Below are 24,296 nucleotides of genomic sequence, written 5' to 3' on the forward strand. Positions count from 1 at the left end.
ACCACGAGGGACCGACAACGCACCGTCAGCCCATCAGGGCAGGTCGAGCAGCTTCTCCTTGACGGCGTACATGACCGCCTCCATGCGCGAGTGCAGCTGGAGCTTCTCCAGGATGTTGCGCACGTGGTTCTTGACGGTGTTCTCGCTGATGTAGAGCTGGCGCGCGATCTCGCGGTTGTTCAGCCCCTTGGCCACCAGGCGCAGCACCTCGAGCTCGCGCTCGGTCAGCCGCAGGCCGGGGACGTGGTCGCGCTCGGGGCGCGACATCTGCTTGAACTCGTCGATCAGCTTGACCGCCATCGACGGCGAGATCAGCGACTGACCGTCGGCGACCACACGGACGGCCTGGGCGACCTCCTCGATCGAGGAGTCCTTGAGCAGGTAGCCCGAGGCGCCGCTCTTGACGGCTTCATAGAGGTCGGCCTCCTCGTCGGAGACCGTCAGCATGATGATCTTGGCCGAGGGGACGGCCTCCTTGATCGCCAGGCATGCCTCGATGCCGGTGCGCTTGGGCATCCGGATGTCGAGGAGCACCACATCGGGCGCGGAGGTGGACGCGAGGGACGTGCCCTCGATCCCGTCACCGGCCTCGCCGATGACCTCGATGCCGGACTCGATCGCCAGCAGCATCGTCAGCCCACGCCGGAAGAGCTCCTGGTCGTCGACCACGAGCACGCGGATGGGTTCCACATCCGCTTCTTTCACCTGTTCGGCCACGTGCGCATCATGGCACGACCGGGCCCTCCGTGGGTGCCGGAAGGGTGACGGGAACGACGGAGCGGGGTGGCCCGATCGGGCCACCCCGCTCACGGGACTCGATTCCGGACCGGTGCTACTCGGCGCCGAGGTCCAGCGAGATCACGCCGTAGTCGTAGCCGCGGCGGCGGTAGACGACCGCGGGACGGTCGTTCTCCTTGTCGACGAACAGGTAGAAGTCGTGGCCCACGAGCTCCATCTCGTAGAGGGCCTGGTCGAGGGTCATCGGGCTGGCCGGGTGGACCTTCTCGCGCACGACGAGCGGTCCGTCGCCGGTGACCGCGATCGGCCCGACGCGACGCTCGGTCACGACGTCCTCGGCGGCCGGGGCCTCGGCGAGGGCGCCGTCGGCCAGTGCCTCGCCCACGGAGACGGGGGTCTTGTGCCCGTGGTGCACGCGGCGGCGGTCGGCGGCCTTGCGCATCTGCGAGGCCATCTTGTCCAGGGCGAGGTCCAGGGCTCCCATCTTGTCTTCCGCTGCCGCCTCGGCCCGGATGACCGGACCCTTCGAGAAGGCGGTGAGCTCGACGCGTACGGCGCGGTCGTGCTGCCTGGGGTTGCGCTCGTTCTCGACCTCGACCTGCACCCGCATGATGCGGTGGTCGTGCTTCTCGAGCCGCGACAGCTTCTCCGTGACGTGACTGCGGAACCGATCGGACAGCTCGCAGTGTCGACCCGTGACCACAACTTCCATGTTGAACCTCCCGTTGAACAGTTGGTTGCTAGCGCTCGAGCGGGCCCTCCGTTGGGCAGGCAGCAGCCCGGACCGCGCACGGCCCGCCGCTCGAGATGGAGAAGGAAGTCCGCCCGGCCGACCTGGTCTTCGACCCCACAATCGCCTGCGGAGGGGTTCGCAGCTTCTCTGCCACTACTGCCCTTCTCCCGACGGTCGCCGCATCTGACGGCGATGACGAGGCAGGACTTACGACTAAGCCGCACCGTGATCGGCGGCCCGGACGGACCGGACGCGCCTTACGTGGACCGTTTCGCCTGCGACTGGCATCGGCTTGCCGACCTGACACCCCGAGCCGGGGCGCCTCGTCGACGCAACCACGGACCCGGGCGGACTCCATACACAGACGTTAGAGGGTGTCGCTGTCCGACGAAAGGCCGCCACCTGACAATTCGCTGTGACACGCGCCCGACACGCCGGGCTCCGTCTCAGTCCGTGACCCTGTCCGTGGTCCTGCCGGTGGACGCGGGCCTCACGGGAACCCGACGCCGGGTTGCCGCGACCGCCGCGACGGCAACGACCGGGAACCCGACCGCCTCGAGCGCCCGCTGGGCCTCCCGGGCGGTCGCACCGGTGGTGAGCACGTCGTCGCAGACGACCACGCGGGCGTCCGGGACCCGCCGGGCCAGCCGTCCCAGGGCCGGGCTCGGGCAGTGCATCGAACCGGCCAGGTTGGCCGCCCGCTGCCCCGCGTCGAGGCCCGACTGGTCCAGCACACCCGGTCGCTGGCGGAGCAGCGGCCGCGCGAGGGCGGCGTGGCCGGACGCGCGGAGGAGGCGGGCGGCGCGGGCGGTGACGGCCCGCATCGGGTCGTGGCCGCGAGCCCGGACCGTGGCCGGCCGCGACGGGACCGGCACCAGCACGAGCGGTCGTCCCACGAGGTCCGCGGTGGCGGCGACCACGGACTGGGCCAGCAGCCGGGCCAGCGCGGGCCGCAGCCCGAGCATCCGGTGCTCCTTGTGGCCCAGGACCAGGGCGCGGACGGTGCCGGCGTACGGCGCCGCCGCCCACGGGGTCACCAGCCCGGCCGGGGTCGGCGTGGGCCACGCCAGCTGGGCGTCTTCGGGGAGCAGGGCGGCGCAGGCGGTGCAGAGCAGCCGGCCGGGTCGCGCGCAGCCGACGCACGAGCCGCCGAGCAGCAGGTCGGCGGCCGCGTCGAGCAGTCCCCCGTCGGTCCCCGGCACCCCTCGATGCGACCAGAGCGGCAGGCCGGGATCAACCCCGGCGACCCGACCTGTGGAGGACGGTCTCAGCCGACGTAGTCGAGGGCGGAGACCGACGCGTCGAGGCTGGTGGGGCCGCCGACGGCGTTGGTCAGGTCGTAGAGGCTCGCGTTGAACACGGCGTAGAGCGGGGCGCCGGGCACGGCGGAGCCGGCGAGCGACCGCACCTTGCCGTCGAGGGTGAAGGACAGGCTCTCCAGGCCCGGCGGCGAGCCGTCGACGGAGATGGTGCGGACCTGCGCCAGCCGCTGGGTGAGCACGTCGAGCGCCGCCACGGTCGTGGGCGTCTGCCAGGCGATGTCCCCCAGGTGCAGGCGGTCGGGCCCCTCCCACGCGATCCGGTGGGCCCGGGTGGCGCGCAGGAAGCGGCCCTGGTCGTCGTACAGCAGGCGGCTGATCATCAGGGCGTCGCCGCTCCTGCGGTGCACGACGGCCACGAAGCGGGAGCCGTCACGGGAGACGAGGAAGCTGCGCACGTCCTGGCCGCTGATGTGCGGGACCTGCACCCCCGTCGGCTGCTGTCCCTCGACGAAGGAGACCCGGGCACCGTCCGCCGCGTCGTCGACCAGCCAGAGCCGGTTGGCGAAGTCCCAGGCCGGCCGCAGGAGGTGCCGGGCGCCGCTGACGATCTCGTGGACACCGAGGCCGGCCGGACCGCGCACCGGGGCGAGCAGGAGGGAGTGGCCGCCGCCGGCCACCGCGGCGACCCGGGTGGCGTTGAAGTTCACGCCGATCTGCGAGACGCCGAAGTCGGCGGCGCCGAGCGGACCGTCGACCGTGTCGAGACCGTCCGGGGTGCCGGAGACCAGACGGCCCTCCCGCAGGCCGTAGAGCAGCGAGCTGGCCTGGAAGCCGGTCGGGTCGTACTGGCTGCCCTGGTCGACGCTGAAGGCCCCCACGCCGCCGGGCAGGGTGACGGGCTGGCCGCCGATGGAGATGCGGAAGGCGCGGATCGTGGGCTCCTGGCGCAGCGTCCAGGCGAGCTGGGCGACCATCAGCTCGATCGCCTGGGGCGTCTGCTGGCCGATGTCGCCGCGCAGCGAGATGTCGGCGACGCTCTGGGCGGGCACCGAGAGCACGAGCTTGAGGCCGGGCGGGATGAACGTCCGCGACACCTTCGACAGGGAGCGCCCCGGGCCGCGCAGCAGGCCCTGGATCAGGGCGGTGGCGAGCTTCTCGCCGCGCGGGACGTAGACCGGCTCCGGCACGAGGACGTGGGCGGTGGGGTCGAAAAAGTAGAGGGAGGCCTGCCGGTAGCGCTGCTCGTACCAGGACTCCGGCACCACCAGGGCGTCCGGCGCCTCGGCGATGCGCCACTCGCCGTCCACCTGCTGCATCGGGAACTCGAGGATGTTCTGGTCGTCGCCGAGCGCACCGCGCCACGAGCCGCGCCCGTCGAGGTGGTCGGCGCCGGGCAGGGTCACGGACACCGTCGCCTGGCCGCGGACCTCGGGGTTGTCGGAGTAGGTGATGGTCTCCTTCTCCGGCGCCCACGTGGAGGCGGCGTCGGGGCTGAGGAACTCCTTGGCCACGTCCGTGCTGATCGGGGTCGCGGTCATCGCGTCGAGGAAGCCGTTGACGATGTCGACCGGGAGCGCACCCGGCTGCGGCGGCTTGGGGTCGATGTAGATCGGCGGCTCGGCGGGCGAGCTGCCGACCTGCGAGCGCGTCTTGACGACCGGGCCGCTCTCGGGCACCCGGATGCAGCCGGTGGGCAGGGCGAGCACCAGGCCCATCAGGACCGCCGTCGCGAGTCGTCGACGCCTCACGAGACCGTCTCCTCGGCGTCGGTGGGGACCAGCGGCAGCGGGCTCTGGCGGAGCGGACCGCCGGCCCGCCGGGGCAGGGTCAGCCGGAACTGCGCGCCGCGGCCCGGGCGGCCCCACGCCTGCAGCCAGCCCCCGTGGAGGTGGGTGTCCTCCAGCGAGATCGACAGGCCCAGGCCGGTGCCGCCGCTGGTGCGCGCGCGGGCCGGGTCGGCCCGCCAGAAGCGGTTGAAGACCATCGCCGACTCCCCCGGCGCCAGGCCGACGCCGTAGTCGCGGACCGCGATCGCCGCCGCGTGGTCGTCGCCGGCGACGTGGACCACGATGCCCGGCTGCAGTCCCCGGGCGTCGGCGTGGTCGATGGCGTTGGTGACCAGGTTGCGCACGATGCGCTCCACCCGGCGTACGTCGGCCTCCGCCAGGCAGGGGTGGCCGGGCGCGCGGACCTGCACCTGGACGTCGCGCTGGTCGGCGAGCGCCTTGGTCATGTCGACCACGCGGTGGGCCACGTCGACGAGGTTGACGTCGTCGGTCTCCAGCACGGCGGCGCCGGCGTCGAAGCGGCTGATCTCGAGCAGGTCGACCAGGAGGGTCTCGAAGCGGTCCAGCTCGACCTGCAGCAGCTCGGCCGCGCGGCCCGTGGCCGCGTCGAAGTCGCCCCGGGCGTCGTAGAGGACGTCGCCGGCCATCCGCACCGTGGTGAGCGGGGTGCGCAGCTCGTGGGAGACGTCGGAGACGAACCGGCGCTGGAGGCGGCTGAGCTCCTCCAGCTGGCGGATCTGGCGCTGCAGGTTGCTGGCCATCTGGTTGAACGAGGTCGCCAGCCGGGCCAGGTCGTCCTCGCCGGTGACGCGCAGCCGCTCCTGGAGCTGGCCGGCGGCCAGGCGCTCGGCGACCTGGCGAGCGAGCCGGATCGGGGTGACCACCTGCCGGGTGACCAGCCAGGTCAGCCCGGCCACGAGGACGAGGAGCAGGACGGCCGCGGTGAGCAGGGCGCGGGTGACGAGGGCCAGGGTCTCGGCCTGCTCGTCGAGCGGGAAGAGGTAGTAGAGGGTGTAGGTCTGGCCGTCGGACGGCAGCTTCACCTGGGATCCGACCACGACGCCCGGCACCTCGTGGTGGACGCCCTCGGCGTCGGTGGACCGGATCGTGGTGTAGGTCCACGCGCTGCTGGCGATGTCGTCGAAGTGCGCCTCGAGCGAGGCCGGGACGCTCGAGGTGTCCAGGCCCGGGGTGAACTCCGAGCCGCCGTCGGCGATCCGGCTGCCCTGGTCGCCGACCGGGCCGGAGAGCACGACGCTGAAGCCGCGGGTGTCACCGCGCTGGATGATCGGCTCGACGAGGTCGAGCTGCTGCGTGGCCGAGCCGGACGAGGCGCTCAGCGCCGCGTCGAGCCGGTTGCTGGCCTCGGTGGTCTCGTCCTGCGCCTCGGTGACCACCGCGCTCACCCGGTGGTCCAGGAGGCCCTGGCGGGTCTGGTTGAGGAGGTACCACCCGACCACGCTGACGACCGCCGCCGAGAGCAGCAGGGTGCTGACCACGACGCGTGCCTGGATCGACCTGCGCCAGAACGTCAGGCCACGGCGGACCGCCGCCGGGAGACTGCGCGAGGCCACGGCGGCCTCAGTGCCGCACGGACATCACGCGTTGCCGGCCTTGTAGCCGACACCCCGGACGGTCACGACGATCTCGGGGTTCTCCGGGTCGTGCTCCACCTTGGACCGCAGCCGCTGCACGTGGACGTTGACGAGCCGGGTGTCGGCGGCGTGGCGGTAGCCCCAGACCTGCTCGAGCAGCACCTCGCGGGTGAAGACCTGCCAGGGCTTGCGGGCCAGGCAGACGAGCAGGTCGAACTCCAGCGGGGTCAGGCTGATCGGGACACCGCGGCGCTGGACCGAGTGGCCGGCGACGTCGATCGAGAGGTCCCCGATCGCGAGCGACTCCTGCGCGGGGGCGTCGTACCGACGGACGCGGGCGCGGATCCGCGCGACGAGCTCCTTGGGCTTGAACGGCTTGACGACGTAGTCGTCGGCACCCGACTCCAGGCCGACGACGACGTCGACGGTGTCGCCCTTGGCGGTGAGCATCACGATCGGGACGCCGGACTCGGCCCGGATCTCCTTGCACACATCGATGCCGTCCTTGCCGGGCAGCATCAGGTCGAGCAGCACGAGATCGGGGCGGTAGTCGCGGAACTCGTCCATCGCCAGGTCGCCCCGCGTGCACATCCGGCTGTCGAAGCCCTCCTGGCGCAGCACGATCGTGAGCATCTCCGCGAGCGACGCGTCGTCGTCGACGACGAGGATGCGTCCCTTCGGGGCGATGTCGGCCGGGGGGCCGGGGGTGTGCGTCATGCCTTCAATCTTGCCAGCAGGGGGTCCGGAATGTGGGCAGGCCCCGCCCCCGGCGCTCCGGGGACGGGACCTGCGGGTCGTGCGGTGGCTACCGGGTGGTGCTCAGTAGCGGTACTGGTCGGACTTGTAGGGGCCCGCCACGTCCACGCCGAGGTACGAGGCCTGCTCGTCGCTCAGCGTGGTCAGCTTGACGCCGAGGGCGTCGAGGTGGAGGCGGGCGACCTCCTCGTCGAGGTGCTTGGGCAGCACGTAGACGCCGACCGGGTAGTCCTGCGGCTTCGTGAAGATCTCGATCTGCGCCAGGACCTGGTTGGTGAAGGAGTTCGACATGACGAACGACGGGTGGCCGGTCGCGTTGCCGAGGTTCATCAGGCGGCCCTCGGAGAGCACGATGATCGACTTCCCCGTCTCCGAGTTGTCCGTGGGGAAGGTCCACACGTCGACCTGCGGCTTGACGTTCTTGCGGGTGATCCCGGCGTACGTCTCGAGGCCGGCCATGTCGATCTCGTTGTCGAAGTGGCCGATGTTGCCCAGGATCGCCTGGTGCTTCATCTTCGCCATCTGCTCGACGGTGACGACGTCCTTGTTGCCGGTCGCCGTGATGATGATGTCGGCGACGTCGAGGACGTTGTCGAGGGTGTCGACCTGGTAGCCGTCCATCGCGGCCTGCAGCGCGCAGATCGGGTCGATCTCGGTGACGATGACGCGGGCGCCCTGGCCGCGCAGCGACTCCGCGCAGCCCTTGCCGACGTCGCCGTAGCCGCAGACGACCGCGACCTTGCCGCCGATGAGGACGTCGGTGGCGCGGTTGATGCCGTCGATCAGGGAGTGGCGGCAGCCGTACTTGTTGTCGAACTTGGACTTGGTGACCGAGTCGTTGACGTTGATGGCCGGGAAGAGCAGCGAGCCTTCCTTCATCATGTCGTAGAGACGCAGCACACCGGTGGTGGTCTCCTCGGTGACGCCCTTGATCTCGCCGGCGATCTGGGTCCAGCGGTCCTTGCTCTCGGCGAGGCTCTGCGCCAGGACCTGGAAGACGACCTTCTGCTCGTGGCTCTTGGCGGCGGCCGGGTCGGGCGCGATGCCGGACTTCTCCATCTCCACGCCGGAGTGGACGAGCAGGGTGGCGTCGCCACCGTCGTCGAGGATCATGTTGGCGAACTTGCCGTCGGGCCACTGCAGGATCTGCTGGGTGCACCACCAGTACTCCTCCAGCGTCTCGCCCTTCCAGGCGAAGACCGGCACGCCGGCGGGCGCGTCGACGGTGCCCTCCGGGCCGACCGCGATCGCGGCCGCGGCGTGGTCCTGGGTGGAGAAGATGTTGCACGACGCCCAGCGGACCTCGGCGCCGAGGGCGACGAGCGTCTCGATCAGCACGGCGGTCTGGATCGTCATGTGGAGCGAACCGGCGATGCGGGCACCGGCGAGCGGCTTGCTGTCGCCGTAGCGGGCGCGCATGGCCATCAGGCCGGGCATCTCGTGCTCGGCGAGCGTGATCTCGGTGCGACCGTAGTCGGCAAGGGAGAGGTCGGCGACCTTGTAGTCCATCAGTTGTCTCCTAGTGATGTGGAGCCATCATCTGCGCCGCGCATCTGCGCGCTGTCGGGATCTCCCACGCGGACCGTCTCAGGGTAGGACGCAGGACCATCCGCTGCAGAATCCCCGACGAACCCCGTCGAGTCGATGGTGGGAAGGTCAGTGGCCGGCGGGGGCCGGGGGCTCGGGGCGCTCGGCGGGGACGTGGTCCTCGAGGTAGATGTCGGGCTCGAGGTAGATCACCTGGGCGCTGGCCTCGGCGCCGCGGATGGCGACCTCGGCGGCGTCGATCGAGGCGGCGACCTGCTCCGACGTCACGCCCCGGGGTACGCCGATCTTCGCGGCCACGAGCAGCTCCTCGGGGCCGAGGTGCATGGTCTTCATGTGGATGATCCGCTCCACGCCCGGCGTGGACTCCAGCGCAGCGACGATCCGCAGCTGGGCGCCGGCGCCGGCCGACTCCCCCAGCAGCAGCGACTTGGTCTCGACGGCGAGCACGACCGCGACGACCACGAGGAGCAGGCCGATCAGTGCGGTGCCGGCGGCGTCCCAGTACTCGTTGCCGGTGATCAGGCTCAGGCCGACGCCGACCAGGGCGAAGACGAGACCGAGGAGGGCGGCGAGGTCCTCCAGCAGGATCACCGGCAGCTCGGGCTGCTTGGCGCGGCGCACGAACGTCGCGAAGGAGGCCTGCCCGCGGATCTTGTTGGTCTCGGCGATCGCCGTACGGAAGGAGAGGCCCTCGAGGACGATCGCGACGAGGAGCACCGCGACGGGCACGAAGCGGCGCCAGTCGTCGACCGGGTCGACGTGGCCGGCGTGGATCTCGTGGTACTTGTGCCAGGCCTCGTAGAGGGCGAACAGGCCACCGACGCTGAACAGCACGATCGAGACGATGAAGGCGTAAACGTAGCGCTCGCGGCCGTAGCCGAACGGGTGCTCCTCGGTCGCGTCCTTCTGCGACTTCTTGCCGCCCAGGAGCAGCAGGCCCTGGTTGCCCGAGTCGGCGACGGAGTGGATCGCCTCGGCGAGCATCGAGGAGAAGCCGGTCAGGAAGAACGCGACGAACTTGGTGATCGCGATGCCCGTGTTGGCCAGCAGCGCAGCGACGACCGCCTTGTTCCCACCCTCAGAGCTCATGCGCGGAAGGGTATCGGGACCCTTCCTGCTCCTCGACGACACCGGGGAGCTCGAGGACCTCCTCGACGGCGCCCGCGACGGTCAGGTCGACCGCGTGGTGGGCGTGCGCCTCGGCGTAGCCGATGGGGTCGACCAGCGGCTGGAGCCGCCGCGAGACCGGGTGCCAGGCCAGGAACAGCGCGAGCGCGACGGCGCCGAGGGTGGTGGGCACGAGGCCGAAGTAGGGGTGGGCGTCGAGCCAGTTGTCGTACGGGGAGTACTGGAAGCTCTTCACGACGAAGCCGTGGAAGAGGTAGACCACGAGGCTCGCCGAGCCCATCCGGGCGAACCAGCCACCGGTGCGCGGCACCAGCGTCAGGAAGGCCCAGGAGCCGACGGTGCCGAGCAGCAGCACGCCGGTCCGCACGAGCATCGCGTGCAGGTCGCTGTGCTCGAGGTCGCCGTACTGCGAGCGGTAGTAGAGCCACTCGGTGCTGGCCCACACCGGGATCCAGTGCGCGGCCACCAGCAAGCCGGCCAGCGTGAGGCCGGCCGCCGCCTTGAGGGCCCGGTTGCCGCGCAGCAGCTCGAGGCGCTCGGGCGTGGCCTTGAGCCCGGCGACGAAGAACGGCAGCAGACCGAGGATGCGCGCCATGTCGAGGATGTCCCCCGCGCGCATGCCCGCGACCAGGCTGATGCCGATCGCGAGCAGCAGCCCACCGGGGAGCCTCTTGAAGATCGGGGTCATCAACCGCCAGAAGAACAGCGCCGAGAGGTACCACATCGGCCAATGAGGGTCGGCGAAGAGGTCGGCCAGCTGCTCGCCGCCGACGTAGACCCGGAAGAAGGCCAGCGCGGCCTCGAACAGCAGGTAGGGCACCACCACGGTCTTGAACAGCGCCCACATCCGCGGGCGGGTCCACTCGAAGGACCGGGAGAGGTAGCCGGTGACGAACACGAACGCCGGCACGTGCCAGGAGTAGAGGAAGTTGTAGAGCTGGTTGTCGAGCGCGTTGTCGTCGGGGAACATCGTCCAGGCGTGGCCGACCACCACGAGGGTCACCAGCGCCATCTTGGCGTTGTCGAACCAGGGGTCACGGACCTTCGGCTGGCTCGGCATCCCGCAAATCTAGCCGCGCGCGCGTGCTACTCCCCAGTCACCTGCGCGTGATGACGCCCACGGTTTGGCGGGCCACTGCCGGTGGTCAGTCCTCGACGAGACCGAGGCGGAGGTACTCCGCCGCGTAGGTCCCCTGGAGCATCAGCGAGGCGTAGCGGGCGACCTCGGTCTGGGCGTCGGCGGTCAGCGTCTCGACGCGCACGCCGCGGCTCTCGGCGGCCGCCTTCAGCCGGCCGCGGTGCTCCCGGACGACCGGCTCCTCGGCGCCGTCGTCGAGGATGAGCAGCATCGGTCGCAGCTCTCCCCCGCCGTCGGCGAACGGGTCGTCGAAGACGTCGCGCTGGCGCGCCGCCTCGATCACCGGGAGCAGGTGCTCGGCGTCGCCGGCCAGCGCGGTGCGGCCGCTGGCGCGCCGGATCGACTCCGCGACGCGGCGGGCCGCGCGGGCCGCCAGCACGGAGCCGCCCCACACGACGGGGTTGGCGTCGGCGAGCGCGATCGCGAGCATCTTGGCGGGGTTGACGGCGAGGTCCCGGTGCGGCGAGCAGGCGACGGCCACGGCGTCGAGCGCCTCCGCGACCTGGTCGGCGTCGGCCCGGGGACCGAGCCCGATCCGGTCGAGGTACTCCAGCATCACGACGGCGGTGGCCAGCTGGTCGCCGGTCACCGCGGGCAGCACGATGGTGTAGCGGCCGGCGGCGTGGTCGGCGACGAGCGAGGTCGGCGGGCAGGCCACCACGACCTGGCAGCCCCGGCGTACGGCCTCGGCGACCGCGGAGGCGGTGCCCGTGTCGTGCCCGTCGGGGGCGAGTACGACGACGAGGTCGAGGCTGCCGGCCCAGCCCGGGAGCGCGGGACCGGGCCACGCCACGAACGGCACCGGGCACCAGGGCTCGAGCACGGCGCGCAGCAGACGCGAGTCGGGCCCGGCGGCGATCACGGCCCGCGGGCGGGACTGGTCCTGCCCCAGGGCGACCGCCTCCGCGGCGGCGGCCGAGGCGTCGATGGACTCGCGACGTACGCGCGCCCCGGCCTCCGCCAGCGCGCGGAAGACGCGGTCGGCGTTGGCGAGGGCGGTCTCGTCGTCGAGACGGGACTCGTCGAACCAGGTGGGCATGGGGATCCTCCCTCAGCCCGGCTTGCGCGCCTCGTCGACGAGCAGGACCGGGATGTCGTCACGCACGGGGTAGGCCAGACCGCAGCCGGTGCACACCAGCTCGGTCTCGGTGGGGGCGAGCGTCGCGTGGCACGCGGGGCACACGATGATCTCGAGGAGTGCGGGGTCGAGGTTCAGCGGCGGGGTCATCGGTCACTCCTGATCAGGCTGAGCACGGTGTCGCGCACGTCGACCATGGTGGCCTCGTCGCGACCTTCGGCGTTGAGGCGCAGCAGCGGCTCGGTGTTGGACGGGCGGACGTTGAACCACCAGTCGTCATGGGCCACCGTCAGACCGTCGAGGTGGTCGATCGTGATGCCCGGCTGCCCGGCGTACAGGTCGTGGATGTGGGCCGTGACCGTCGCCTGATCGCCGACGGTCGAGTTGATCTCGCCACTGACGACGTAGCGCTCGTAGTCGGCGAGCAGCTCCGACAGCGGCCGGTCGGTCTCGGCGAGGGCGGCCAGCGCGTGCAGGGCCGCGAGCATGCCCGAGTCGGCCCGCCAGAAGTCGCGGAAGTAGAAGTGGCCGGAGTGCTCCCCACCGAAGATCGCGTCGGTCTCGGCCATCGTCGCCTTGATGAAGGAGTGGCCGACACGGGTGCGGACGGGCGTGCCGCCGAGCTCCGTGACGAGCTCGGGCACGGCCCGGCTCGTGATCAGGTTGTGGATCACCGTGGCGCCCGGCTCCTTGGCCAGCTCGCGGGCGGCGATCAGGGCGGTCAGCGTGGACGGCGACACGGCCTGCCCGCGCTCGTCGACGAGGAAGCAGCGGTCGGCGTCGCCGTCGAAGGCCAGGCCGATGTCGGCCCCCTCCGCGACGACCCGCTTCTGCAGGTCGACGAGGTTGTCGGGGTCGATGGGGTTGGCCTCGTGGTTGGGGAAGGAGCCGTCGAGCTCGAAGTACATCGGGACGACCTCGACCCGGTCCTCGCCCAGTCGGCCGAACACGGCGGGCGCGGTGTAGCCGGCCATGCCGTTGCCGGCGTCGACGACCACCTTGAGGCGGCGGCCCCTGACGGGCGCCAGGGCGACGAGGTGGGCCGCGTAGGCCTCGAGGACGTCGTAGTTCTCGATCGTGCCCTGACGGGCCGACGGGCTCGAGGCCCCGGCCGCCACGGCGTCGCGGATGTCGGCGAGACCGGTCTCCATGCCGATGGGGACGGCGTTGGCGCGGCACATCTTGATGCCGTTGTACTGCGCCGGGTTGTGGCTGGCGGTGAACATCGCGCCGGGGTGGCCGAGGTGGCCGGAGGCGAAGTAGAGCTGGTCGGTGGAGGCGAGCCCGATCAGGATGACGTCCGCGCCGGCCTCGGTGGCGCCGTCGGCGAATGCGCCGGCCATGCCGGGCGAGCTGGGCCGCATGTCGTGGCCGACCACGACGGTGCCGGCCCCCACGACCTGGACGAAGGCCCGGCCCGTCGCGCGGGCCAGCTCCTCGTCCAGCTGCTCGGGCACGAGCCCCCGGACGTCGTACGCCTTGAAGATCGCGCCGAGGTTGGCGGGGTCCAGGGTGTCGGGCATGACCGGAGCGTATCGGGCCCCGTCGATGCTCAGGAGAGGAAGGCCGTCACTCGCTGCTGAGGATGCGCAGGTGACCGCGGCGGCCGGTCTCGCGGCCCGTCTCCTCCGACGGCGCGGGGCGCAGCGGCTGGACCGGCGGACGCGCGGCCTCGCGGACGGCGTCGGCCAGCGCGAGCAGGTCGTCGCTCGAGGGACCCTGGGCGGCCGGGTCCGGTGCGAGGCGCAGCACCTCCCACCCGCGGGGTGCCGACAGCCGCTCGCTGTGGGCGTCGCAGAGGTCGTAGGCGTGCGGCTCGGCGTACGTCGCCAACGGGCCCAGCACAGCGGTCGAGTCCGCGTAGACGTACGTCAGCGTGTTGATCGCTGGACGGCCACAGGCGGTGCGCGAACAGCGGCGGACGGGACTCACGACGCAGACGGTACCCGTCGTTCGCGACTCTCCCGATTAGGCTCGCGGCGTGGATGACCTCAGCCCTGCGACCAGCCCGGCGACCGGCCCCCGCAAGCCGGCCTCGCGCGATCGCCGGGGCCGCGGGATGCGGGGTCCCGCGGTGCTGCCGCGGGTGCCCGGGCAGCCCGAGCTGCGCACCCGGCGGGAGCGCTTCGACGACCTGGCCCTCGGCATCGTCACCGACATCGACGCGCGCTGGCAGGACCGGCTCGGCCTGGTCGAGTACGCCGTCGAGGACGCCCCCCAGATCCCCGACGACTGGGACTCCGGCACCGTCCCGCTGTCCTCGCTCATCCGCGGCACCGGCTCCACGCCCACACGGCTCGTGCTGTTCCGGCGCCCGATCGAGCACCGCTGCGAGACCCGCACGGATCTCGAGGCGATGGTGCTGACGGTTGTCGTCGAGCAGGTGGCCGAGCTGCTCGGGATCGATGCGGAGATGGTGGATCCGCGGTACGAGTCGGACGACTAGCCGCGGTTGCGGCGTCTCGATTCGCCCGCTTCGCGGGCGGATTCCGCTGCGCGGGGCTGGCTCCCCGGGGGTTCCTCCACCCGGGCAGGGCCGGCGGGACGCTCCCGTGGACCCCACGCACGTCGCAGGGTCGGACGCGTCGCCGCCCCCGACGCCCGCCGTGGTTACGGTCCGCTGGGGCGGCGCCACGCACGACTTTTACGCGCCGTGCGTGGGGTCCCCGTCCGCGCCCCACCGTCCCGGCTGCTTCCCGGCCACCGGGCGGGCGGGGGAACAAGGGTCGCCACCTGACCCGTTCCGGGCTGACGCGGAATGTCCCCCGGCTTGCGGCAGCGCGGACCGGGTGGTCGACCGGACCTTGTTCCCCGCCCGCCCGAGAGCCCGGGGACGGCCCGGGGACGGCGGGACGCGCACGCGGGGCCGAGGCGCGGCGCATAAATGGCGTGCGCGGCGCCGCGCGGCGGCCCGGAAGGAAACCGCCTGGACGGCGACGCGTCCGCCCAAGCGACGTGCCTCGCGTCCCGCGGGAGCGGCACGCCGGCCCCACCCCGGAGCCCGACCTCCCGGGAAGGCAGCCCCGCGCAGCGGCACCCTCAGGGCAGACCCGGACGGACTCCGGGGATCAGACCGTTGCGGAGGAGGTCGGTGAGGGGCAGGACGGCCGTGCCGTTGCCGGAGGCCTCGACGGCCGCGACCACGGAGGTCTGGCTCGGGGAGACCGAGACGATGGTGGCCTTCGGGGGCAGCGTGACGACGGTGCCGGCGCCGGGCCGGACCTCGGCACGGGTGCTGGACAGCTCCTCGCCGGAGGCGGACGTCGCCACGACGGTGACCACGCCGACACCACTCGCACCGGCCAGCAGCAGCCGCTTGTTCCCGATGGGGACGACGGCCGCCGTGTCCTCGGTGACCGCCGAGCCGGGGGTGGCGTGCGACAGGTCGCCGTCGACGAAGGACCGGAGCGTGGCCGTCACGGGAGAGGTGGAGTCGACCTGGAGGCCGAAGCCGCCCTTCGTGATCGCCGAGGCGACCTGCTCGGTCAGCGACACCCGCTTGACCGAGCCGGGGGCGAGCCGGATCTCCTTCATGCCCTCGGGGGCGAACACGGAGCGCTCGCTGACGATCTTGAGGCTCACCCGGGTCTCGTCCTCGCCGGGGTTGGTGAGCACGAGGGTGCGCTTGCCGGCGCCACCGGGGGTGCCGAGCAGGAGCGAGGAGGTGGCCGGGGCGGCCTGGGGGGCGAGCCAGTCGCTGCTCGGCGCGCCGCCGATGACGGCGTAGGTGTCGAGCACGGACGAGGCCAGGCGGCCGCGCGAGGTGACGACGTGCATGGTGAGCTCGTCGCGGCGCGGGACGATCTTGCCGAGGTCGAGGTGGAGGCTGCTGTGGCCGGGGACGGAGACGCCGCGGAGGCGGGGTACGTCGATCGTCCCGGCGCGGCCGTAGAGCGTGATGTCGGCGACGGCCGGTCCGGCGTCGGGGTTGACCAGCTCGAGCTGCGAGGTGTGGCCGGCGCCGGCACCGACGCCGGTGAACCACTGGTCGGCCGTGGTGATCGAGCACGGCACCCCGGCGAGCTGCTTGCCGCCGAGGCGGGAGCCGAACAGGCCGGGGGCGAGGTCGCCGTGGCCGTTGACCACGACCGGGCCGTCGCCCGAGCCGGCCGGAGTGGCCTTGCCCTGGGCGACCTGGATGCGGGAGGAGTCCTTGCCGACCTCGACCTCGAGCTCGCCGGAGGCGCCCTTCTCGTCGGTGGAGACCAGGGCGTCGGGCGATCCGGTCACCGGCGAGGGGCACACGACCGAGGCGCTGGTGAGCGGCGTGCGGGTCGGGGCCTGGCGCGACAGGGTCACGTCACTGGGCTGCACGAGCAGCACGGCAAGGACGGTGAGGATCGGCAGGCCCACGGCCAGCGCCGTGGTCACGTCGACCTTGACCCGCCTGCTCGAGCGCGCGCCGGGGTTGGTAGGTGCCGGGGTGCTCATGACTCGCGCCTCCTGTTGGTCGTCGGGGCGCAGAGCACGGCGACCACCACGATCCCGAGCCCCTGCACGACGAGCAGCACGATCCGCAGCCACGACCGGGGGCCGTCCAGGGCGTGCGGGTCGAGCGCGTGGCTGACCTTCCAGGCCCGCGTTGACCGGTCCTCGGCGCTGGCCTGCACGAGCCCGCCGGACGCGTCGAGGGCGGCCGCGACGTCGCCGTCGGCGGGCGAGGGCAGGACGACGTACTCGATGCCGCTCCGGGCCAGGCTGTCGACGACCGGGGGCGTCGGGCGCGAGGTGAGCGCGCGGACGGTCTTGGTGAAGGCGGGGTCCTCGGCGGTCAGGTCGATGACCTCGTCCTCGCCGAGGGTGACGCCGTCGCCGCGGCGCACGGTGTAGGTGAGGCCGTGGTCGAGGTCACCGCGGATGACGAGGATGCCGTGCTCGGGTCCGGTCATCGAGCTCTGGACCATGTACTCGGGGATGTCGGCCCCGCCGCCCTCGTCGAGCCGGTCCTGGGTGCCGGCGACGAACCAGCCGAGGCTGGTGAGGGGTACGGCGACCGCGACGGCCGCGACGGCCACGGCGAGCACGCGGCGCCACGACCAGTCGGCGCGGGCGACGCGCAGCGCCATGCCCTGCGCGCCGATCATGGTGGCCACCACGAACGTGCCCTGGAGGACGACGACCAGCGCGCCGAGCCCGACGTCGGTGGTGACGGCGGCGAGCGAGAGCTGGAAGGCACCGAGCACGACGGCCACGATCGCCGTCACGAACGCGACCATCCAGCAGACGATGACGGGGATCCGGGTCACGCGCGGCAGCAGCGCGAGCACGGCCAGCACGAGCAGGACCACGCCCCACCACCACGGCGCGCCGAGGTCGCCCATCCGGCCGGTGAGCAGGTCGCGGGCGTCGACGACGGGCGACGGGAGCCGTCCAGCCTCGAGCAGCAGGCCCTCCCCCGCCCCGTGGATGACGGCGGGGATCCACCACGGCGACAGCAGGACGGGTACGACGCCGAGCGACGCGGCCGGCGGGCCCCACACCGAACGGTCGGCCATCACGCTGCGCACGATCGCAAATGCGGCGGCGACGACGACGAGCCCGAGCACGACGGCCACGAGCCAGATCACCGGTGCGAAGGCCGTGCCGAGCGCCAGCAGCAGCGACACCCGCCAGGCCGCGCGCCAGCGTCGGTCCGGGTCGGGGTCGGCGAAGCCCAGCGCGGCGTGCGCGAGCCACGGGAAGAGCATGGCGACCACGACGGTGCCGATCCGGCCGTCGCCCCAGGCCCCGGAGACGACCGGGAGCAGGGAGTAGGTGGTGGCGCCCCAGAGCAGGATGCCGCGCGGCGCGCCGGCCGGGGCGACGAGGCGGCCGACCACCCGCAGGAACCGCCAGGCGCCCCAGAGCGAGACGGGAACGGCGAGCACGAAGATCGTGGAGACGGCCGGGCCGGGTCCGCCGAGCAGGCTGGCGAGCAGGGCCAGGGGCAGCACGTAGGGCATCGGCGGCACGGCGGTGCCGCCGCCCAGGGCGTGCCACGAGGAGAGGTGGAGCTCCCACCAGTCGCGGGTGTTGGCCGGCATCGGCGAGAGGCCGCCGCCGGCGACGTCGCCGAACGCCGCGCGGGCGCCGACCATCGCGAGCAGGCCGAAGAGGGTCAGGAACACCGCGACCGGGTTGGTCAGGAAGCGGGCCACCACGCCGGTGTCCTCGGCGAGCATGTCCTCGTCGGCGGCGGCTGTCGGCCGGGTCGGGGTGAGCGAGGGCGGTGCGACGGCCGCCTTGGCCTCGCGGCGGCGCTCGGCCACGTCGGAGGCCTGGTTGGTCAGGGCGTTGGCCACGTCGCCGAGGAAGTCGAGGCCGTGACGGTAGGGCAGCCACGGCGGCGCGAGCAGCGGCTTGACGCTCTCGGGCGGCACCACGGCCTTGCCCCGGCGGGCGCGGCGGGCCTTGAGGATCTCGCGCGGCGAGCCGTAGAGGGAGACCAGCGCGGCGAGCTCGTCGAGGGCCTCACCCACGGAGCGGACCAGCAGGAAGCCGATCATCCGCAGGAGGGTGCCGAGCCCGAGCCGGAGCAGCTGGAAGGGCAGCGACCGGCCCTGCGAGTTGACCAGCAGCGTGTAGAGCGCGGCCCGGCGCTCCTGGTAGTGCGTGTGGCGCCCGGTGATCGGCGTACGACGGATGCCGCGGTGGGCCGCCTCCGCGTGGAAGACGACGGCAGCCGGCACGATGATCGTGCGGTGCCCGGCCGCGGCGGCGCGCCAGCCGAAGTCGACGTCGTTGCCGAAGATCGGGAGCTGGGTGTCGAAGCCACCGAGCTCCTCCAGCACGCGGCGGCGCACCAGCATGCCGGCGGTGTTGACCGCGAGGACGGTGCGGATGTCGTCGTGCTGGCCCTGGTCGTACTCGCCCCGCTCGAGGCCGGTCTCGCGGCGGCCGGTGCCGGAGATCGTGATGCCGAGCTCGAGGAGCCGCTTGAGCGAGGGCCACTCGCGCAGCTTGGGGCCGAGGATGTCGGCGTCGGGGTGCTCGGCCGCGGCGGCCAGCAACGCCTCGAGGGCGTCCGGCGCCGGGTTGGCGTCGTCGTGCAGGATCCAGATCCACTCCGGGGCCTCGGGGCCCTCCTCGGGGATCTGGTCGAGGCCGTGGCGGACGGCCTGGGGGAACGTCGTGGAGCCGGGCACCGTGTGGGGCGGGCCGAAGGCCTGCCGCAGCAGCTCGGGGCTCTCGTCGCGGCTGGTGGTGTCGACCGCGACGACTCGGCGGAGCGGGACTGTCTGGCTGCGCAACCCGTCGATGACGGAGGGGAGCCAACGCGCCCCGTCGTGGCTGACGAGCAGCGCGGTCACCGAAGAATTCACGATCCCAGACCATAACGGCCCGGACCTGAGGGTGGGCCGCCCGTCACGGGCGACCCCCTCGCGCGTGTGCGCCCCGTCACCGGGGCGCCCACACTCAGACTGCGCGCTTCTTCAGCTTGCGGCGCTCTCGCTCGGAGAGACCACCCCAGATGCCGAAGCGCTCGTCGTTCACCAGTGCGGACTCGAGACAGTCGTCTCGCACCTCGCACGTCAGGCAGACCTTCTTGGCCTCCCTGGTCGATCCTCCCTTTTCGGGGAAGAACGCCTCGGGGTCAGTCTGTGCGCAGAGCGCACGGTCCTGCCAGCCCGCTTCTTCGGCGTCCCCGTCCAGGAGAAATAGTTCTCTCACGGCACTCGCCCTTTCGACCCGGTGTTGCACCCATCCCCGTTGTCCTCGTCGCCGGTCAGATCGGCAGATGGTAGGGCGACCTGACCTGTTGCGACCACGAAGAACACTGTGGGAATTACATGCCTGTCGTACCCCTCTAGTCAAGCCGCCGTCTGGTATGGGCCGCAACCACCCGATCGGGCTATTGCCGCCGTGCGGCAAGGTATCCACATGCAGAAGATCACGGTGCTCTCCGGGGGTATGGGCGGGGCGAAGTTCCTGCAGGGACTGCTCCACGGCATCGCCTCGGGCACCCTCCCCGGCGTGGCGTCCGACGCCGAGGTGACGGTGGTGGCCAACACCGCCGACGACATCTGGGTGCACGGCCTCAAGGTGTGTCCCGACCTCGACACGGTCATGTACACCCTGGGCGACGGGATCGACCCCGAGCGCGGCTGGGGACGCCGGGAGGAGACGTGGAGCGCCAAGGACGAGCTGGCGGCGTACGGCGTGGAGCCGACGTGGTTCGGCCTCGGTGACCGTGACCTCGCCACCCACCTCGTCCGCACCCAGATGCTCGACGCCGGCTACCCGCTCTCCGACGTCACCGCGGCGCTGTGCCGGCGCTGGCAGCCGGGCGTGCGCCTCCTGCCGATGACCGACGACCGGGTCGAGACGCACGTCGCCGTCGCCGACCCCGACTCCCCCAGCGGGCGCCGGGTCATGCACTTCCAGGAGTACTGGATCAGGCTGCGCGCCTCGGTCCCCGCCGAGACGCTGGTCTTCGTCGGGCTCGACGACGCCACGCCCGGGCCCGGCGTCATCGACGCGATCACCGACGCCGACCTCGTCGTGCTGCCACCCTCCAACCCCGTGGTGTCGGTCGGCACCATCCTCGGCGTGCCGCGGGTGCGCGAGGCGCTGGCGGCGACGCGCGCCCCGGTCGTCGGCCTCTCCCCCATCGTCGGCGGCACCCACGTCCGCGGCATGGCCGAGCAGATGCTCACCGCGATCGGCGTGGAGGTCAGCGCCGCGGGGGTGGGGCTGCACTACGGCGCGCGGTCGGCCGGCGGGGTGCTCGACGGCTGGCTCGTCGACGAGGCCGACGCCGAGCAGGTCGGCCGGCTCGCCGACGCGGGCCTGGCCTGCGTGGCGGTGCCGCTGATGATGACGTCCCCCGACGCCACCGCCGCGATGGCCGCGGCCGCCGTCTCGCTGGTGACGCCCGTCCGATGACCACGCTGACCGTCGTCGCGCCCGACGGCGCGCCCGAGGTGGGCCCGGGCGACGACCTCGCCACGCTGCTGCTGCCCCTCGTCGACCTGGTCGACGGCGACGTCGTCGTGGTGACCAGCAAGGTCGTCAGCAAGTCCGAGGGCCGGGTCCGCGCCGGCACCCGCGACGAGGCCCTGCCGGGCGAGACGGCCCGCGTGGTCGCGCGCCGCGGACCGACCACCATCGTCCGCACCCACCACGGCCTGACCATGGCTGCCGCCGGCATCGACGCCTCCAACGTCGAGGCCGGCACGGTCGTGCTGCTGCCCGAGGACCCCGACGCCTCGGCCCGCCGCCTGCGGTCCGCGATCCACCAGCGCACCGGGCTCAACGTCGGCGTGGTCGTCACCGACACCGCCGGCCGCGCCTGGCGCGAGGGCCAGACCGACATCGCCGTCGGCGCGGCCGGGCTTCTGGTCAGCGAGGACTTCGCGGGCCGCGTCGACGGCCACGGCAACGAGCTGGCGGTCACGGCCCCGGCCGTCGCCGACGAGATCGCCGGCGCCTGCGAGCTCGCGCAGGGCAAGCTCGGTGGCCGCCCGTTCGCGGTGGTGCGCGGTCGCGCCGACCTGGTGCTGCCCGCGGGCGAGCACGGCACCGGCGCGGTCGCCCTGGTCCGGGCCGAGGGCGGCGACCTGTTCGGGTACGGCGCCCGCGAGGCCGTGCTCCGGGCGCTCCGCGGCGACGCGGCCGACCGGGCTCCCTTCGGCGCCCCGGCCGCCCCCGCCGAGCTGGCCGCCGCCGTGGCGGCCGTGCTGGGCGTGCCGGCCGCGGAGGCGTCGTACGGGCTCGAGGTGGAGGTGGGCGCGGAGCACGCTCCGGTGCTCGCCGCGCTCGCGTTCGCGCACGGCTGGGAGCTCGTCCCCGACACGGCCGGCGCCCGAGTGGCCGGTCGGGTCGGAGTGCGCCCGGTCACTCCGTAGACTCTGCCCTCGACCCAGACCCGCCAGAACCGAGGAAGCCGACCCGTGGCAAAGAAGCAGGCCAAGTCCGACCGTCAGGCCGTGATCGCGGCGACCCTGAAGAAGCAGAAGACCGCCGACCAGCGGCGCGGCTTCATGATCGTGGGCGTCTGCACGGTGGTGGCGGTGCTCATCGTCGGCGCCGCCGCGTTCCAGCCGATCAAGAACTGGTGGGACCTGCGCCAGTTCAAGAGCAAGGACCTCGCCTCGATCGGCGCCCCGGCCTCGGTCTGCCAGAAGGTGACGACCAAGAAGGCCGACGGCAACCAGCAGCACGTGCCGCAGACCCAGACGGTCGACTACAAGGACGCCCCGCCGGCCTTCGGCGCCCACTGGAACGTCGCCGGGCTCGCGCCCGCCCCGATGGAGCGCAAGCTCTACACCGCCGCCGACCGGCCGGCCCTCGAGGCGCTCGTGCACAACCTCGAGCACGGCTACACGATCCTCTGGTACGACGACACCATCGCCAAGAACGACACCGACATGAAGGAGCTGCAGGCGATCGCGGACAAGCTCGCCGGCACCTCCAACTTCCGCGACAAGTTCATCGCGGCGCCGTGGCTCTCCTCCGACGAGGGCGGCGCGAAGTTCCCCTCGGGCCAGCACGTCGCCTTCACCCACTGGTCGGCCGGCGGCTCGGGCAACACCGACACCAGCAAGCAGGAGGGTGTCTTCCAGTACTGCTCGCAGGTCTCGGGCGCGAGCCTCAGCGACTTCATGCTGAAGTACCCCTACACCGACTCCCCCGAGCCCGGCGCGATGTGATTGCCGGGTGATCCGGCGTCGGCCTCGCGTGGCCCCCTGAGAGGGCTACGTGAGGTCGGCGCGGTCGGCGTCCTTGAGGCCGGCCACCACGTCCTTGACCCGCTGGGCGTGCGCCCGCGTGGTCACCAGCAGGGCGTCCGGGGTGTCCACGACGACGACGTCGTCGAGCCCCACCACCGCCACCACGCGGCCCGACCGCGGGACGACGAGACCGGTTGCGTCCAGGGTCCGCACCAGCGCGTCGTCGCCCAGGACGGTCACATCCTTCCCGTCGCCCTCCAGCAGCGTGGCGAGCGAGTCGAAGTCGCCGATGTCGTCCCAGCCGAAGCTCGCGGGCACCACGACCACCCGGCCGGCCGCGGCGGCGGGCTCGGCCACGGCGTGGTCGAGGGCGATCTTCGGCAGGTCGGGCCACAGCTCGTCGAGCCGGGTCAGGTCGGCCGCGATGGTGCGCAGGGTCGCGGCGAAGTCGGGGTGCCACTGCGCGAGCAGGTCCAGCAGCACCCGCGGCCGCACCACGAACATGCCGGCGTTCCACCGGTAGGCACCCGTCTCGAGGTAGCCCTCGGCCACCTCGGTCGACGGCTTCTCCACGAACTCCAGCACCGACCGCGCGCCCGGACGGCCCGCGAGCTCCTCGCCGAGGTGGATGTAGCCGAACGCCGAGGACGGGAAGGTCGGCTCGATGCCGAGGGTGACCAGCCAGTCGTCGCGGGCCGCCTCGACGGCGGTGCGTACGGCGTCGGCGAACCGGTCGGGGTGGGCGATCACGTGGTCGGCGGCGAAGGAGCCCATCACCGCGTCGGGGTCCTGCCGCTCGAGCACCGCGGCCGCCAGGCCGATCGCGGCCATCGAGTCGCGGGGCGACGGCTCGGCCAGCACGGACTCCGGCGCCAGCGCCGCGAGCTGGGCCGTCACGGCCTCGCGGTGCGGCCGGCCGGTCACGACCACGAAGCGCTCCCCCACCAGCGGCTCGAGCCGGTCGTGGGTGTCCTGGAGCAGGGAGCGTCCGGTGCCGGTCAGGTCGTGGAGGAACTTGGGCGAGGAGGACCGGGACAGCGGCCACAGGCGCGTCCCGGCTCCGCCGGCGGGGATGACGGCCCAGAAGCTCTCGATGGCAGGCATGCCGAGGAGCCTAGGGTCTGGGCTCCTAGGGTGGGCGGGTGACCACCTTCGCCACCGTCCTGTCCGGCCTGCTGCGGACCGAGCCGGGCCGTCCGCTCGTGACGTTCTACGACCACGCGACCGACGAGCGGGTCGAGCTGTCGGTGACGACGTACGCCAACTGGGTGGCCAAGGCCGCGTCCCTGCTCGCCGACGAGCACGACCTCGAGCGCGGCCAGACGATGTACGTCGACCTCCCGCCCCACTGGCTCACCCCGGTGTTCCTCGGCGCGGCCTGGACCGTGGGCCTCGTCGTGGGCGACGCCGAGGACGCCGACGTGGTCGTGACCGGCCCCGACGGGGTCGCCTCGTGGGCCGGCCGCGCCGACGAGGTGGTGGTCCTGGCCTGCTCGCTGCGGCCGATGGGCGTCCGGTTCGCCGACCCGCTGCCGGCCGGCGTCCACGACGTCGGGATCGAGATCTGGGGCCAGCCGGACGCCTTCACGCCGTGGGACCCGCCGACGGGCGACGACGACGCGCTGCCCGGGATCACCCAGGCCGAGATGTGGAGGACGGCCGCCGCCGGGAGTCTCCTCACCGACGGCGGCCGTCTCCTGTCGGAGGCGAACCCGGCTTCCCCACCGGGGATCGCCACCTTCGTGGAACCGCTCGCACGGAGCGGCTCGCTGGTCCTGGTCTCCCACGCCGAACCGGGGTGGCTGGAGGCGACGTACACCTCCGAGCGCGCCACGGCTCGCTTCCCTTGCGCGGACCAGGGGCCACGGGCCGGTTAGCTGC

General features: G+C 72.7%; 22 protein-coding genes. 5 read left to right on the plus strand and 17 right to left on the minus strand.

What is annotated here, in order from left to right; all coding sequences use genetic code 11:
* Positions 1-33: 33 nt before the first annotated feature.
* From EJF31_RS18050 to EJF31_RS18110, 13 genes are all read right to left on the minus strand, one after another.
* Positions 34-690 (minus strand): response regulator transcription factor, encoded by a 657-nt coding sequence (locus tag EJF31_RS18050; protein WP_260430946.1) that lies wholly within the window; start codon positions 688-690, stop codon positions 34-36.
* Positions 691-832: 142 nt separating this feature from the next.
* The gene (gene hpf / locus EJF31_RS18055; RefSeq protein WP_125038569.1) at positions 833-1,450 is read right to left on the minus strand and encodes a ribosome hibernation-promoting factor, HPF/YfiA family; all 618 of its coding nucleotides are present in this window, start codon (positions 1,448-1,450) and stop codon (positions 833-835) included.
* Between the two features lie 467 nt (positions 1,451-1,917).
* A complete protein-coding gene (locus EJF31_RS18060; protein WP_125038570.1) occupies positions 1,918-2,673 on the minus strand; it encodes a ComF family protein in 756 nt (251 codons plus the stop codon).
* A gap of 65 nt (positions 2,674-2,738) precedes the next feature.
* Positions 2,739-4,481 (minus strand): LpqB family beta-propeller domain-containing protein, encoded by a 1,743-nt coding sequence (locus EJF31_RS18065; RefSeq protein ID WP_125038571.1) that lies wholly within the window; start codon positions 4,479-4,481, stop codon positions 2,739-2,741.
* A complete protein-coding gene (gene mtrB, locus EJF31_RS18070; protein WP_125038572.1) occupies positions 4,478-6,094 on the minus strand; it encodes an MtrAB system histidine kinase MtrB in 1,617 nt (538 codons plus the stop codon). The genes EJF31_RS18065 and mtrB overlap by 4 nt, the downstream gene beginning before the upstream one ends.
* A gap of 24 nt (positions 6,095-6,118) precedes the next feature.
* Complete coding sequence (mtrA, locus tag EJF31_RS18075) at positions 6,119-6,832, minus strand: MtrAB system response regulator MtrA (RefSeq protein ID WP_125038573.1); 714 nt, start codon at positions 6,830-6,832, stop codon at positions 6,119-6,121.
* A 102-nt stretch (positions 6,833-6,934) separates the two neighbouring features.
* Complete coding sequence (gene ahcY / locus EJF31_RS18080; RefSeq protein ID WP_125038574.1) at positions 6,935-8,380, minus strand: adenosylhomocysteinase; 1,446 nt, start codon at positions 8,378-8,380, stop codon at positions 6,935-6,937.
* Positions 8,381-8,527: 147 nt separating this feature from the next.
* The gene (locus EJF31_RS18085; protein ID WP_125038575.1) at positions 8,528-9,508 is read right to left on the minus strand and encodes a cation diffusion facilitator family transporter; all 981 of its coding nucleotides are present in this window, start codon (positions 9,506-9,508) and stop codon (positions 8,528-8,530) included.
* Positions 9,498-10,607, minus strand: a complete 1,110-nt coding sequence (locus EJF31_RS18090; protein ID WP_125038576.1) for an acyltransferase family protein — start codon at positions 10,605-10,607, stop codon at positions 9,498-9,500. Before EJF31_RS18090 ends, EJF31_RS18085 begins: the two co-directional genes overlap by 11 nt.
* An 85-nt stretch (positions 10,608-10,692) precedes the next feature.
* Positions 10,693-11,724 (minus strand): SIS domain-containing protein, encoded by a 1,032-nt coding sequence (locus tag EJF31_RS18095; RefSeq protein WP_125038577.1) that lies wholly within the window; start codon positions 11,722-11,724, stop codon positions 10,693-10,695.
* 12 nt (positions 11,725-11,736) lie between these two features.
* Positions 11,737-11,913, minus strand: a complete 177-nt coding sequence (locus tag EJF31_RS18100; RefSeq protein WP_260430947.1) for a Trm112 family protein — start codon at positions 11,911-11,913, stop codon at positions 11,737-11,739.
* The gene (locus EJF31_RS18105; RefSeq protein WP_125038578.1) at positions 11,910-13,286 is read right to left on the minus strand and encodes a phosphomannomutase/phosphoglucomutase; all 1,377 of its coding nucleotides are present in this window, start codon (positions 13,284-13,286) and stop codon (positions 11,910-11,912) included. The genes EJF31_RS18100 and EJF31_RS18105 overlap by 4 nt, the downstream gene beginning before the upstream one ends.
* Before the next feature lie 46 nt (positions 13,287-13,332).
* The gene (locus EJF31_RS18110; RefSeq protein ID WP_125038579.1) at positions 13,333-13,695 is read right to left on the minus strand and encodes a DUF3499 domain-containing protein; all 363 of its coding nucleotides are present in this window, start codon (positions 13,693-13,695) and stop codon (positions 13,333-13,335) included.
* A 49-nt stretch (positions 13,696-13,744) separates the two neighbouring features.
* Here EJF31_RS18110 and EJF31_RS18115 point away from each other — a divergent pair, with 49 nt between their 5' ends.
* Positions 13,745-14,209 carry a metallopeptidase family protein gene (locus EJF31_RS18115; RefSeq protein ID WP_260430948.1) on the plus strand — a complete coding sequence of 155 codons (465 nt, stop codon included), beginning with the start codon at positions 13,745-13,747 and terminating at the stop codon, positions 14,207-14,209.
* Between the two features lie 593 nt (positions 14,210-14,802).
* Here EJF31_RS18115 and EJF31_RS18120 read toward each other — a convergent pair.
* From EJF31_RS18120 to EJF31_RS18130, 3 genes are all read right to left on the minus strand, one after another.
* Positions 14,803-16,194, minus strand: coding sequence for a DUF5719 family protein (locus tag EJF31_RS18120; RefSeq protein WP_125038580.1), 1,392 nt, complete (start codon positions 16,192-16,194; stop codon positions 14,803-14,805).
* The gene (locus EJF31_RS18125) at positions 16,191-19,064 is read right to left on the minus strand and encodes a glycosyltransferase family 2 protein (RefSeq protein ID WP_125038581.1); all 2,874 of its coding nucleotides are present in this window, start codon (positions 19,062-19,064) and stop codon (positions 16,191-16,193) included. Before EJF31_RS18125 ends, EJF31_RS18120 begins: the two co-directional genes overlap by 4 nt.
* A gap of 94 nt (positions 19,065-19,158) precedes the next feature.
* Positions 19,159-19,413, minus strand: a complete 255-nt coding sequence (locus tag EJF31_RS18130; protein ID WP_125038899.1) for a WhiB family transcriptional regulator — start codon at positions 19,411-19,413, stop codon at positions 19,159-19,161.
* 210 nt (positions 19,414-19,623) lie between these two features.
* On the opposite strand from EJF31_RS18130, the gene cofD reads away from it, so the two are divergent.
* From cofD to EJF31_RS18145, 3 genes are read left to right on the plus strand one after another with little or no spacing between them, the layout of a single operon-like run.
* Positions 19,624-20,628 carry a 2-phospho-L-lactate transferase gene (gene cofD / locus EJF31_RS18135; RefSeq protein ID WP_125038582.1) on the plus strand — a complete coding sequence of 335 codons (1,005 nt, stop codon included), beginning with the start codon at positions 19,624-19,626 and terminating at the stop codon, positions 20,626-20,628.
* Positions 20,625-21,590: a coenzyme F420-0:L-glutamate ligase gene (cofE, locus tag EJF31_RS18140; RefSeq protein ID WP_125038583.1), complete on the plus strand. Its 966-nt coding sequence runs from the start codon at positions 20,625-20,627 to the stop codon at positions 21,588-21,590. The genes cofD and cofE overlap by 4 nt, the downstream gene beginning before the upstream one ends.
* Positions 21,591-21,635: 45 nt before the next feature.
* The gene (locus tag EJF31_RS18145) at positions 21,636-22,394 is read left to right on the plus strand and encodes a DUF3105 domain-containing protein (protein WP_260430949.1); all 759 of its coding nucleotides are present in this window, start codon (positions 21,636-21,638) and stop codon (positions 22,392-22,394) included.
* A 45-nt stretch (positions 22,395-22,439) separates the two neighbouring features.
* Here the strand turns inward: EJF31_RS18145 and EJF31_RS18150 are convergent, their stop codons facing one another.
* Positions 22,440-23,519 carry a mannose-1-phosphate guanylyltransferase gene (locus tag EJF31_RS18150; RefSeq protein WP_125038584.1) on the minus strand — a complete coding sequence of 360 codons (1,080 nt, stop codon included), beginning with the start codon at positions 23,517-23,519 and terminating at the stop codon, positions 22,440-22,442.
* A 38-nt stretch (positions 23,520-23,557) separates the two neighbouring features.
* On the opposite strand from EJF31_RS18150, the gene EJF31_RS18155 reads away from it, so the two are divergent.
* Positions 23,558-24,292 carry a TIGR03089 family protein gene (locus EJF31_RS18155; protein ID WP_125038585.1) on the plus strand — a complete coding sequence of 245 codons (735 nt, stop codon included), beginning with the start codon at positions 23,558-23,560 and terminating at the stop codon, positions 24,290-24,292.
* The last annotated feature ends 4 nt before the right edge of the window (positions 24,293-24,296 follow it).

Source organism: Nocardioides sp. LS1 (assembly GCF_003865225.1).
In the GTDB taxonomy this organism is placed as follows: Bacteria; Actinomycetota; Actinomycetes; order Propionibacteriales; family Nocardioidaceae; genus Nocardioides; species Nocardioides ginsengisegetis.

What these genes read in the sequence shown, in the direction of transcription:
- hpf (WP_125038569.1), bottom strand. Translation starts at nt 1,450, where the DNA reads ATGGAAGTTGTGGTCACGGGTCGACACTGCGAGCTGTCCGATCGGTTC.
- mtrA (WP_125038573.1), bottom strand. Translation starts at nt 6,832, where the DNA reads ATGACGCACACCCCCGGCCCCCCGGCCGACATCGCCCCGAAGGGACGC.
- ahcY (WP_125038574.1), bottom strand. Translation starts at nt 8,380, where the DNA reads ATGGACTACAAGGTCGCCGACCTCTCCCTTGCCGACTACGGTCGCACC.
- EJF31_RS18085 (WP_125038575.1), bottom strand. Translation starts at nt 9,508, where the DNA reads ATGAGCTCTGAGGGTGGGAACAAGGCGGTCGTCGCTGCGCTGCTGGCC.
- EJF31_RS18090 (WP_125038576.1), bottom strand. Translation starts at nt 10,607, where the DNA reads ATGCCGAGCCAGCCGAAGGTCCGTGACCCCTGGTTCGACAACGCCAAG.
- EJF31_RS18095 (WP_125038577.1), bottom strand. Translation starts at nt 11,724, where the DNA reads ATGCCCACCTGGTTCGACGAGTCCCGTCTCGACGACGAGACCGCCCTC.
- EJF31_RS18100 (WP_260430947.1), bottom strand. Translation starts at nt 11,913, where the DNA reads ATGACCCCGCCGCTGAACCTCGACCCCGCACTCCTCGAGATCATCGTG.
- EJF31_RS18105 (WP_125038578.1), bottom strand. Translation starts at nt 13,286, where the DNA reads ATGCCCGACACCCTGGACCCCGCCAACCTCGGCGCGATCTTCAAGGCG.
- EJF31_RS18120 (WP_125038580.1), bottom strand. Translation starts at nt 16,194, where the DNA reads ATGAGCACCCCGGCACCTACCAACCCCGGCGCGCGCTCGAGCAGGCGG.
- cofD (WP_125038582.1), top strand. Translation starts at nt 19,624, where the DNA reads ATGCAGAAGATCACGGTGCTCTCCGGGGGTATGGGCGGGGCGAAGTTC.
- cofE (WP_125038583.1), top strand. Translation starts at nt 20,625, where the DNA reads ATGACCACGCTGACCGTCGTCGCGCCCGACGGCGCGCCCGAGGTGGGC.
- EJF31_RS18150 (WP_125038584.1), bottom strand. Translation starts at nt 23,519, where the DNA reads ATGCCTGCCATCGAGAGCTTCTGGGCCGTCATCCCCGCCGGCGGAGCC.